Genomic DNA, 12,111 nt, shown 5'->3' with positions numbered 1-12,111 from the left:
GTGCACGATTGGATTGACCGCCTGCGACGCTGGGCCCTGCCTGCGATGGCCGCACTGGCCATGGCCGGCTGCGCGCGCACCGAGCAGGGCACCACCACGGTCCGCTTCTGGGCCATGGGCCGCGAGGCCGAAGTGGTCAGCGAACTCATCCACGAGTTCGAGGCCGAGAACCCCGGCATCAAGGTGGATGTGCAGAACATTCCCTGGACGGCCGCGCACGAGAAGCTGCTGACCGCGTTCGCCGCCGACGGCCTGCCCGATGTCTGCCAGCTCGGCAACACGTGGGTGCCTGAGTTCGCCGAGCTCAACGCGCTGACTTCGCTGCAGCCGTTCGTGCAGCATTCGTCGGTGGTCGATCCGCAGGATTATTTCCAGGGCATCTGGGATACCAACGTGATCCACGGTGAGCTGGTAGGCGTGCCGTGGTACGTCGATACCCGCCTGATCTACTACCGCAAGGACCTGCTGGCGCAGGCCGGCTTCGACCATCCGCCGCGTACCTGGGCGGAGTGGGATGAGCAGATGGCCGCGATCAAGAAGATGCAGGGGCCAAGCCGCTATGCGGTGCTGATGCCGATCAACGAGTTCGAGCAGCAGCTGTCGCTGGCCCTGCAGCAGCCCGATCCGCTGCTGCGCGACGACGACACCCGCGGCAATTTCTCCAGCCCCGGTTTCCGTCGCACCCTGGCCTTCTACGGCAACATGTTCGAGCAGGGCTGGGCGCCGAAGATGTCAGAGACGCAGATCTCCAACGTCTGGGATGAATTCTTCCGCGGCTTCAACGTGTTCTACATCTCCGGCCCCTGGAACATCCGCGAGTTCAAGAAGCTGCAGCCCAAGGAACTGGAAGGGAAGTGGGGCACCGCCGCCCTGCCGGGCCCGGACGGTCCGGGCGCCGGCATCGCCGGTGGCACCAGCCTGGTGATCTTCCGCAAGTCGCAGCAGAAGGAAGCGTCGTGGAAGCTGATCGAGTTCCTGTCGCGCCCGGAAATCCAGGCCCGTTTCCATTCCATCATCGGTGACCTGCCGCCGCGCCGCAGCACCTGGAACGCTCCGTCTCTGGCCAACGATCCGCTGGCCGCCGCGTTCCGTGACCAGCTGGAGCGCGTCAAGCCCACGCCGAAGGTGCTCGAATGGGAGCGCATCGTGCAGGAAATGCGCATCGTCACCGAAAAGGTGGTGCGTGGCGGCATGCCGCAGGACAAGGCCGTGGAGGAGCTGGACCAGCGCGTGGACAAGGTGCTGGCCAAGCGCCGCTGGATGCATGAACAACAACGCCTGCAGCGCAGCGACGCCCCCTCGGGCTCGACCAGTGCAGTGGCGGCCGGGAGCCCGCAATGAAACGTTCGTCCCTCGCCGGCTGGATCTTCGCCGGCCCCTCGCTGATCGTGCTGGGCGTGTTCTTCGGCCTGCCCGTCGCCTCGGCGCTCGCCCTGAGCGTGACCGACTTCGACCTGTACGCGCTGGCTGACGGCGCCAACCTGCGCTTCGTCGGGCTGGGCAACTACATCGACCTGCTGCAGACGCCGATGTTCTGGAAGTCTCTGTGGAACACCACGTACTTCGTGGTGATCGGTGTCCCGCTGTCGATCAGTGTGTCGCTGGGCGCGGCGATGCTGCTCAACGCGCCGGCCGCCCGCTTCAAGGCGCTGTTCCGCACCGCGCTGTTCGCCCCGGTGGTGACTACCCTGGTGGCGGTGGCGGTGATCTGGCGGTACCTGTTCCATACCAGCTACGGCCTGGTGAACTACGGCCTGGGCCACATCGGCATCAGCCCGATCGACTGGCTGGGCGACCCTAACTGGGCGATGCCGACCATCATGCTGTTCGCCGTGTGGAAGAACTTCGGCTACAACATGGTGATCTTCCTGGCCGGCCTGCAGGCCATCCCGCATGACCTGTACGAGGCCGCGCGCATCGATGGCGCCTCGCGCTGGAAGCAGTTCCTGCACATCACCCTGCCGATGCTCGGCCCGGTGCTGCTGGTGGTCGGCGTCATTACCGTGTCCGGCTACTTCCAGCTGTTCGCCGAACCGTACGTCATGACCCGCGGCGACCCACTGCAGAGCACCGTCAGCGTGCTGTATTTCATGTTCGAGGAAGGCTTCAAGTGGTGGAACCTGGGACGCGCCTCTGCCGTGGCGTTCCTGCTGTTCCTGATCATCCTGGCGGTGACCACCGTGATGCTGCGTTTCGGCCGCAAGAGGCAGTTGGTATGAGTCGTGAGATCGGCCAGTCGCGCTGGCACCCGTGGATGATCAATGGCGCGTTGCTGGTGCTGGCCCTGGTCAGCCTGGCACCGCTGTTGTGGATGCTCTCGGTGTCGTTCATGCCGCAGGGTGAGGCGACCCATTTCCCGCCTCCGCTGCTGCCTTCGCACGTCACCACCCACAACTACACCGAGCTGTTCGCGCGCACCGGCATGGGCGGCAACTTCGCCAACAGCCTGCTGGTATCGGTGGCGATCACCTTCGGTTCGCTGCTGCTCAACACCATGGCCGGCTATGCGTTCGCCAAGCTGAACTTCGTCGGCCGTGAACGCCTGTTCCAGGTGCTGATGGCCGCGCTGGTGATCCCGGCGCAGGTGGCGATGCTGCCGCTGTTCCTGCTGATGAAGCAGCTGGGCCTGGTCAACAGCTTCGGCGGCGTGATCGTGCCGGCGCTGGCCAGCGTGTTCGGCATCTTCCTGGTGCGCCAGTACGCCCGTTCCATCCCGGACGAGCTGCTGGAAGCAGCCCGCATCGACGGGGCAGGGGAGCTGCGCATCTTCTTCCAGATCGTGCTGCCGATGCTCAAGCCGGTGCTGGTGACCCTGGCGATCTTTACGTTCATGGGCGCGTGGAACGATTTCATGTGGCCGCTGATCGTCTTGACCGACCAGGAGCACTACACTTTGCCGGTGGCGCTGGCCACCCTCTCGCGCGAGCACATCATGGACGTTGAAATGATGATGGCTGGCGCGGTGGTCACCGTGGTCCCGGTGCTGGCCCTGTTCCTGGTCCTGCAGCGGTACTACATCCAAGGTCTGTTGCTGGGGAGCGTCAAGGGATGAAGCGAGCGATCGCCGTTGGATTGGGCCTGTTGTGGACCTCCCTGGCGATCGCCGCACCACCGGCGCTGCCAGCCCCCAAGGTGCTGGATGACTTCGACGACATCAACGCGTGGAAGCTGGTGCTGTCCGACCAGGTCAGCGGTTCGCTGCGGTCGGTCAGCGGCGCCGGCGGCGGCCGCGCGCTGTGCCTGGATTATGACTTCCACAAGGTGTCGGGCTATGTGGGCATCCGTCGTGCACTGAACATCGACTACCCGGCCAATTACCGGTTCGGGTTCCAGCTGCGCGGTGATTCCCCGCGCAACGACCTGCAGTTCAAGCTGATCGATGCCAGCGGCGACAACGTCTGGTGGGTCAACCGCCCCGGCTACAGCTTCAACAAGGCCTGGACCCCGGTCGAGTACCGCCGCCGGCAGATCGACAAGGCGTGGGGGCCGTCGGCCGAAAAAGAGATGGCGCGCAGCGCCGCGGTCGAGTTCACCATCTACAGCAAGGTCGGTGGCCGCGGCACGGTGTGCTTCGACAAGCTGACCCTGCAGGGCCTGCCGCCGCAGGACGACTCGGCGCTGGTGCCGTCGGTGATCGCCGATACGGCCACCGCGTTGCAGGACCGCATGATCGACGGCAAGAGCGATACGTTCTGGGTCAGCGGCGGGGTCAAGCAGCAGACCATCAGCCTGGACCTGCACAAGAGCCGCGAGATCGGCGGTGCGGTGATCGACTGGCTGCCCGACCTGGAGGCGACCCGTTACGTCGTGCGCACCTCCGAGGACGGCCGCGACTGGCGCACCGTGCGCGAGGTCATCGGTGGCGGTGGCGGTCGCGACTGGCTGGCGCTGCCCGATACCGATGCGCGCTATGTGCGCTTTGACATGGAAGACGGACCGAACTGGCGCTATGGCATCCGCGATATCGCTCTGAAGCCGCTGGCGTTCGCGGCGACGCCCAATGCTTTCCTGTCCTCGGTCGCCGCCGACCTGCCGCGCGGTGCGCTGCCGCGTGCCTACGTCGGGGAGCAGCCGTACTGGACCCTGCTTGGCCTCGATGGTGGCCAGGAGCAGGCCCTCATCAGCGAGGATGGCGCGCTGGAGCCCGCCAAGGGCAGCTTCAGCATCGAGCCGTTCATCCGCCTTGACGGCAAGCTGCTGGACTGGTCCAGCGTGGCCGCCACGCAGTCGCTGCAGGACCGTTACCTGCCCATCGCCACGGTCGACTGGGTGCATGAGAAGGCCGGCCTGTCGGTGACCAGCTTCGTGCAGGGCACGCCCGACCGCGCCCAGCTGATCGGCCGTTACCGCCTGAGCAACCCGGACAAGGTCGCCCACGAATACACCCTGGCGCTGGCGATCCGCCCTTGGCAGGTCAACCCGCCGACCCAGTTCCTCAACACCACCGGCGGCTACAGCCGCATCGAAGCGCTGGACGTGGGCGATCAGCTGGTGCGGGTGAACGGCGAGCCGCGCATCTACCCGCTGCAGGCCCCGGACGCCCGCTTCGCCACCACGTTCGATGGCAAGCTCGATGCGATGCACCTGGCGTCGGGCAAGTTCCCCGCAACGACCGCGGTGAAGGATTCCACCGGCCTGGCGTCCGGCGCCCTGCTGTACACGATCAAGCTCGAGCCCGGGCAGAGCCGCGAGGTGGCCGTGGTGCTGCCGCAGACCGGCGGCTGGAAGCCGCAGGCGCTGGACGTGGCCAAGGCGCAGCAGCAGGTCGCGGCGATGTGGCGCGACAAGCTGGGCGTGGTCGCCCTGCAGGTGCCGGCAGCGGGCCAGCCGCTGGTGGAAACTCTGCGGACCGCGGTGGCGCACATGCTGATCTCGCGCGTCGGCCCGCGCCTGCAGCCGGGCACGCGTTCGTATGCGCGCAGCTGGATCCGCGATGGCGCGATGATTTCCGAAGGCCTGCTGCGCATGGGCCGCAGCGATGCCGTGCGCGATTACGTGACCTGGTATGCGCCGTTCCAGTTCGATAACGGCAAGGTGCCGTGCTGCGTCGATGCCCGCGGCAGTGACCCGGTGCCGGAGAACGACAGCCACGGCGAACTGATCTACAACATCGCCGAGTACTGGCGCTACACCGGCGACGGCACCTTCCTGGAGCTGATGTGGCCGCACGTGCAGGGCGCCTACAGCTACATGGAGCAGCTGCGCGCCAGCGAGCGCACCGAAGAGAACCGCGCGCGCAATCCCGCCTTCTACGGGATGATGCCGGCTTCGATCAGCCACGAAGGCTATTCGGCCAAGCCGATGCACTCGTACTGGGACAACTTCTGGGCGCTGCGCGGCTACAAGGATGCCGCGCAGGTGGCGGCCCAGCTGGGCAAGCTCGAAGCCATGCAGATCAGCGAGTCGCGCGATCAGTTCCGCGACGACCTGCAGGCCTCGCTGCTGTCGGCCATGCAGCAGCACAGGATCGACTACCTGCCCGGTTCCGCCGAGCTGGGTGATTTCGATGCCACCTCCACCACCATCGCACTGGCGCCGGGTGGTGAGCAGGGTCGGCTGCCGCAGGAAGCGCTGGAGGCGACCTTCGAACGCTACTGGGCCGAGTTCGTCGCGCGCCGCGATGGCAAGCGCGAATGGAAGGACTACACGCCTTACGAGTGGCGCAACGTGGCGGCCTTCGTGCGCCTGGGCTGGCGCGACCGTGCCTGGCAGGCCACCCAGTTCTTCTTCAAGGACCGCGCACCGCAGGCCTGGAACCAGTGGGCCGAAGTGGTCTCGCGCACGCCGCGCAAGCCGTTCTTCGTCGGTGACCTGCCGCATGCCTGGGTGGCCTCTGACTTCGTGCGCTCGGCGCTGGACATGTTCGCCTACAACCGCGACGCCGATGAGGCGCTGGTGCTGGCCGCCGGCATTCCCACCGCCTGGTTCCAGGGGGATGGCATCGCGGTACAGGGCCTGCGCACGCCGCAGGGCCAGCTGAACTACCGCCTGCAGCGCAGTGACAAGCAGCTGGTGCTGGACCTGCAGCCGGGCCTGGTGCCGCCGCCGGGTGGCGTCGCGCTGCCGTGGCCCTACAGCGGCGAACCGGGTGCGGCCACCATCAATGGCGAGCCGGCCGAATGGAGCAACCGCGAACTGCGCGTGCACCAGCTGCCGGCACGGATCGAGATCGACGTGCCTGGCGCGGTGCGTCGCGCAGAACGCAAGGGGCAGTAAGCATGGCGTTGAAGCAGGGGAGGGCGCGCGTGGCAGTGCGCGTTCTGGGGCTGGCAATCGCGTTGGCGTTGCCGGGGTTGGCCATGGCGCAGCCGTCGGGCGAACCGGTCGCTGCGGAGATATCGACCGCGTCCGGCATGGGCATGGTGACCTTCAACCTGCACCATGACCGCGAGGACTGGCCGACCCGGCGGCGCACCATCGTGGCCGAGCTGAAGCGCCTGCAGCCCGATGCCATCGCCCTGCAGGAAGTGATCCAGCGCCGCAACGTGCGCAACCAGGCACAGTGGCTGGCCAGCCAGCTCGGCTACAAGTACGTCTTCGTCTCCACCGATCCGGTGGGTGCGCCCAAGCGCTACGGCAACGCGCTGCTGACCCGGCGGGCGATCCTGGCCCACGGCGAGCACCTGCTGCAGCCGCTGGATGACTACCGCACCGTGGCCCACCTGCGCATCGACGTGGACGGGCAGCCGGTGAACGTCTATGCCACGCATCTGAACGAGCGCAGCGACGAGCGTGGCCAGAGCATCCGCCGCAGCCAGGTGGAAGACCTGCTGCGCTACATCACCGAAACCTCGGCCGGTGCCCCGGTGGTGATTGCCGGCGACTTCAACGCACTGGTGGATGCGGGCGACCTGAGTGAGCTGCGCAGCCATTACGGCGACAGCTACGGCAGCGTGCACGTGAACACCGACCTCGCCGACGTCAGCACCTTGAACCGGCACTATTACCAGGCGCCCTCGCGCATCGACCACATCTTCTTCCAGCAGGACCGGATGGTCGCGCGCGAAGCGAAGATCCTGTTCGACCAGCCCGACGACAGCGGTCGCTGGGCGTCGGACCATTACGGGGTCTGGACCCGCCTGCAGTTCGCCCCGGCGCGCTGACGCGGCGGGCCTCAATGCTCTGGTAGGTGCCAACCTTGGTTGGCAAGGGCGTGCCCGCGTGCCTTGAATCAAGGTGGATCCCCCGACGGGGCGCCGGACGCAAAAACAAAAACGGCGGGGATCATCGATCCCCGCCGTTTCGTTCTATCCGATCAAAGAACGATCAGTTCGCCGGCGGCGTGCGCTTGGCGGCGTCTTCGTCTTCGTCCGATGCCTGGGCATCCGCGGCCTGGCTGGCCGAATCGGCATGGCCATCGGCCACCGGGTCGATCGACGTCGTCACCACGGCTTCGGCAACCGGTGCGGCAGCTTCGACCGGCGCGGCTTCGACGGCCACCGGCGCTGCCGCCTGCTCGACGACCGGTGCGGTTTCGACCACCGGGGCGGCTTCGACGACCGGCTTCGCTTCCACCACAGGAGCGGCTTCAGCAACCACCGGCTTGGTTTCCACGACCGGAGCCACGTCCACCACCGGAGCGGCTTCGACGACCACCGGTGCCGGCGCGGCCACCACGGCGGCCGCTTCGACCACCGCCTTGGCGTCAGCTACCGGAGCGACCGGTGCTTCCGGCTGGGCCGGGGTTGCGGCGTCGATCTGGTCCAGCATGCTGGTCTGCACCGGCTGCGGGGCCGGCTCGGCCTTGATGACCGGTGCCGGAGCTGCGGCTTCCTGCGAAGGAGCGACTGCTTCGACCACGGCGCTGCTCACGGCAACCACCGGGGCGGCAGTGGCAACGGCGGCCGGTGCACGGGCGGGCTTCTCGGCTTCCACGGCCACCGGCTCGACTTCGTCATCGAAATCGAATTCCGGCTGCGAGCGCGACGGCTGCGCGGCAGCGACCGGAGTGGCCTCGGCGGCAGTGTCGGCAACCTGGTCGGCGCCGTCGTTGTCATCGCCATCGTCACCGTCGTCCTGGTCATCGCCCAGGGCATCGGTACCGGTGGCATTTTCCGCGCCACCGCGGCGACGACGGCGGCCACCGCGACGGCCACGACGGCGGCGGGTCGCGCCTTCGCCGGCCTGTTCGCCTGCAGCATCGGTCGCGGCATCTTCGCCGGAGACGGCAACCGCGTCGGCGTCAGTGCCTGCAGCCACCGTGGCATCGGCCACCGGTGCTGCATCGGCCGCCACCACGTCGGCGACCGGTGCAGCCGGTGCCACCGGAGCTGTGCCTTCCTGCGCGGTCACCGCGTTGGCGGCAACGGCAGTCGCGGCCACGGCGGCAGCCGCGGTTATGGTGTCGACCGGTGCTTCGGCGGCGGCGCGCTGCGGCTTTTCGGCCGGCTTCTCGCCGTCCTGCTGCGGGCGCGGCTGCCTCGGCTGCTTCAGCTTCGGCTGCTGCTGCGGATTCTGGCCCTGCTGCTCGTTGCGCGGCTGTTTCTGCTGCTGCGGCTGCTGCTGGCCGTCCTTCTGCTGGGCGTCCTTCTGCTTGCCCTGCTGCGGCTGCTGCTGGGCATTGCCGTTGTTGTTGCCGCCCTGGCGGCCGTCCTTGCGCTGCTCACCGCGGTCCTTGCGGTTGCCGCCGTCCTTCTGCTGCTGCGCATTGCCGTTGCCGCCGTTGCCACGGCTGTCGTCGCGACGGTCCTTGCGGTCCTTGTTGCGATCCTTGTTACGATCCTTGCGGCCGCCATCCTGCTGCGGCTGGCGGGCTGCCGGGGCCGGAGCGGGGGCCGGAGCCGGCTCGCCACCGAAGATGCGCTTCAGCCAGCCGACGACGCCGCCACTGGCGGCCGGTGCCGGGGGAGCGGCGACCGGTGCCGGGACCGGAGCGGCCACGGGTTCGGCTTCGGCACGCACCGGGGCCGGTGCGGTGTGCTTGACCTGGGTCACGGCCGGCGGCGGGATGTTCAGCTGGCCCTTGGTCAGGGCGTGCACCGGCAGCTTGCGCGGGGTGCCACGCTGGTAGCTCGGCTTGTTGCTGTCTTCACCCAGCTCGTTCTCGCGCAGGCGGGTGACGTTGTAGTGCGGCGTGTGCAGCTGCTCGTCGGCGACGATCACGATCGGCGCTTCGTGGCGCTGCTCGATTTCACGCAGGGCGCTGCGCTTCTCGTTCAGCAGGTAATTGGCGATCTCCACCGGGGCCTGGACCAGCACCTGCCCGGTGTTTTCCTTCATCGCATGCTCTTCGGCGACGCGGATGATCGACAGCGACAGCGACTCGACGCTGCGCATGCGGCCGTGGCCGTCACAGCGCGGGCAGACGATCTGGCTGGATTCACCCAGGCTCGGGCGCAGGCGCTGGCGGCTCATTTCCAGCAGGCCGAAGCGCGAGATGCGGCCGACCTGGACGCGCGCGCGGTCGTACTTCAGCGCGTTGGCCAGGCGGTTCTCGACTTCTCGCTGGTGCTTGTTGGAGGCCATGTCGATGAAATCGATGACCACAAGGCCGCCCAGGTCGCGCAGGCGCAGCTGGCGGGCCACTTCCTCGGCCGCTTCCAGGTTGGTCTGGAAGGCGGTGTCCTCGATGTCGCTGCCCTTGGTGGCGCGGGAGGAGTTGACGTCGACGGCGGTCAGCGCTTCGGTCTGGTCGACCACGATCGAGCCGCCCGACGGCAGGCGCACATTGCGCTCGTAGGCGCCTTCGATCTGCGATTCGATCTGGAAGCGGTTGAACAGCGGGATGTCGTCCTTGTAATGCTTGAGCTTGCGCAGGGTCTGCGGCATCACCTGCTGCATGAACTCGCGGGCGTGCTCGTACATCTCCTCGGTGTCCACCAGGATCTCGCCGATGTCGGCGCGCAGGTAGTCACGCAGGGCGCGCACGATCAGGCGCGATTCCTGGTAGATCAGGAACGGGGCCGGCTTGCTCAGGGCAGCGTCGGCGATGGCGCGCCAGACGTTCAGCAGGTAATCCAGATCCCACTGCAGTTCTTCGGCATCGCGGCCGACGCCGGCGGTGCGGATGATCACGCCCATGTCGTCGGGGATGTTCAGCTTGTCCAGGGCGTCCTTCAGGGCGGCCCGGTCTTCGCCTTCGATGCGACGGGAGACACCGCCCGCGCTCGGCGAGTTCGGCATCAGCACCATGTAACGGCCGGCCAGGGAGATGAACGTGGTCAGGGCGGCGCCCTTGTTGCCGCGCTCTTCCTTGTCCACCTGGACGACGATTTCCTGGCCTTCCTTCAGCAGCTCGCGGATGCCGGCCTTGTTGTGGTCGACGCCGGCCTGGAAGTAGTCGCGGGAAATTTCCTTCAGCGGCAGGAAGCCATGGCGGCCACCACCGTATTCGACGAAGGCCGCTTCCAGCGAGGGCTCGATGCGGAAGATCCGGCCCTTGTAGATGTTGGACTTCTTCTGTTCCTTCGCCGGCTGCTCGATATCGATGTCATACAACGACTGGCCATCCACGATGGCAACACGCAGCTCTTCGGCCTGCGTGGCGTTGATCAGCATTCGCTTCATTGTTGCGTTCCTCGCAAGCGGCTACCGCGCGGAACGCCATGGGGTTTCGCCTCTGGACACGGTTCACCGCCCATTCGCGCATGCGCGGGGAGGGCGGCTTGGGTTTCCAGCGCTACGACACCACGGCAGGCCGCGGGAGCGCTTCACTTTTCTGGTTTTGGGGTGTTGCAGGGCCGGAGGCAGCTGTCAGCCAGGCTGGAGCGCCACACGGGACATGTTCAGCACGGTTGCGTGTCAGGCATCCGGCGATGGCCGGGAAGGCCGGTGAGCCGCTAACATGGCCGCCCCGCGGGCGGTGGTCGCGCACTGTGCCGGATTCGTCGGAAGCTGGGCTTCTGGCCCTGAGTAACTTCCAACAAAATCAATCCCTTATCTCGCCCCCCGAGTGTAACAGAATAAACAGCCCGATGACTGCCTCAGACCCCACCAAGCCCGCTGGCGACAAGCCTTCCGTGCGCATGATCACCGTTCCCGAGGACCGTGCAGGCCAGCGCCTGGACAATTTCCTGCTGGGCCAGCTCAAGGGCGCCCCGCGCAGCCTGGTCTACAAGCTGGTGCGCAGCGGCCAGGTCCGCGTGAATGGCGGCCGCGCCAAGGCCGAACGCAAGCTGGAGGCGGGCGACGAGGTGCGTGTGCCACCGGTTCGTCTCACTGAAGAGGGAGACAAGGCCGGTCCGCCCGAATCCTTCATGCGCCGCCTGGAACAGGCCATCGTCTTCGAAGATGCGCGTCTGCTGGCCCTGAACAAGCCGACCGGCGTGGCCAGCCACGGCGGCAGCGGCATCAGCTTCGGCGCCATCGAGACCCTGCGTGCCTTGCGTCCGGGGCAGACCCTGGAGCTGGTCCACCGATTGGATCGCGACACCTCGGGCCTGCTGATCGTGGCCAAGAAGCGTTCGGCGCTGAGCGAGCTGCAGGCGCTGCTGCGTGAAGACCACGGCGCCGGCATCCGCAAGCGCTACCTGACCCTGCTGGCCGGGCGCATGCCCGACGGCGTGATGACGGTCGACGCGCCGCTGCACGTCGGCCTGCGCCAGGGCGGCGAGCGCCACGTGCAGGTCAACGCGATCGGCAAGGAATCGATCAGCCACTTCCGGGTGCTGGAGCGCAAGGGCGGCCACTCGTACTGCGAAGTGCGCATCGAGACCGGCCGCACCCACCAGATCCGCGTGCATGCCCAGCATCTGGGTCATCCGGTGGCTGGTGACGACAAGTACGGCGATCCGGCAGTCAACAAGCGGCTTCGTGAGCAGATCGGGCTGAAGCGCCTGTTCCTGCATGCAGCCTCGCTGGAGTTCGCGCTGGACGCCGGCAAGACCCCGTACGTGCTGAACGCACCGCTGGCCGACGAGCTGGTGGAAGCGCTGGACCGGCTGAAGTAAGCGACCCTTGTAGAGTCGAGCCACGCTCGACTCACGCGCGCAGCGCGCGCTTCGCTTTTCAATTTTTTATCGCGCGGCTGGCGTGCACGGAAAAATGACGGGGCGCGGGCGGGGTCGGCTTGCAGGGGTGTCTGCGGCATGGATGCCGCGGACAAGCCCCCATGGATGGGTTCACGGCGTCCCCTGCAAGCCGGCCCCGCCCATGACCGCGAGCGATGCCCTC

General features: G+C 67.3%; 7 protein-coding genes. 6 read left to right on the top strand and 1 reads right to left on the bottom strand.

The genetic code is table 11. The annotated features are described in order from the left end of the window. The first annotated feature begins 45 nt into the window (after window positions 1-45). Genes AC1VXD_RS04855 through AC1VXD_RS04835 form a run of 5 tightly spaced genes read left to right on the top strand, consistent with a single transcriptional unit; the run spans window position 46 to window position 7,103 of the window. Entirely contained in the window at window positions 46-1,341 is a 1,296-nt protein-coding gene (locus tag AC1VXD_RS04855) for a sugar ABC transporter substrate-binding protein (protein WP_482991138.1), read from the top strand. Further along, a complete protein-coding gene (locus tag AC1VXD_RS04850; protein WP_116864325.1) occupies window positions 1,338-2,219 on the top strand; it encodes a carbohydrate ABC transporter permease in 882 nt (293 codons plus the stop codon). Before AC1VXD_RS04855 ends, AC1VXD_RS04850 begins: the two co-directional genes overlap by 4 nt. Continuing rightward, window positions 2,216-3,052, top strand: coding sequence for a carbohydrate ABC transporter permease (locus tag AC1VXD_RS04845; RefSeq protein WP_079222477.1), 837 nt, complete (start codon window positions 2,216-2,218; stop codon window positions 3,050-3,052). The genes AC1VXD_RS04850 and AC1VXD_RS04845 overlap by 4 nt, the downstream gene beginning before the upstream one ends. Continuing rightward, window positions 3,049-6,216: a discoidin domain-containing protein gene (locus tag AC1VXD_RS04840; protein ID WP_482991097.1), complete on the top strand. Its 3,168-nt coding sequence runs from the start codon at window positions 3,049-3,051 to the stop codon at window positions 6,214-6,216. The genes AC1VXD_RS04845 and AC1VXD_RS04840 overlap by 4 nt, the downstream gene beginning before the upstream one ends. Before the next feature lie 2 nt (window positions 6,217-6,218). Continuing rightward, entirely contained in the window at window positions 6,219-7,103 is an 885-nt protein-coding gene (locus tag AC1VXD_RS04835) for an endonuclease/exonuclease/phosphatase family protein (protein WP_482991096.1), read from the top strand. 163 nt (window positions 7,104-7,266) lie between these two features. Here the strand turns inward: AC1VXD_RS04835 and AC1VXD_RS04830 are convergent, their stop codons facing one another. After that, entirely contained in the window at window positions 7,267-10,506 is a 3,240-nt protein-coding gene (locus AC1VXD_RS04830; RefSeq protein ID WP_482991095.1) for an Rne/Rng family ribonuclease, read from the bottom strand. A 407-nt stretch (window positions 10,507-10,913) separates the two neighbouring features. On the opposite strand from AC1VXD_RS04830, the gene AC1VXD_RS04825 reads away from it, so the two are divergent. Continuing rightward, a complete protein-coding gene (locus AC1VXD_RS04825) occupies window positions 10,914-11,888 on the top strand; it encodes an RluA family pseudouridine synthase (RefSeq protein ID WP_108758233.1) in 975 nt (324 codons plus the stop codon). Window positions 11,889-12,111: the final 223 nt, after the last annotated feature.

It is taken from the genome of Stenotrophomonas sp. STEN054 (assembly GCF_056854535.1).
This window is presented reverse-complemented; position numbering and strand designations above follow the sequence as displayed.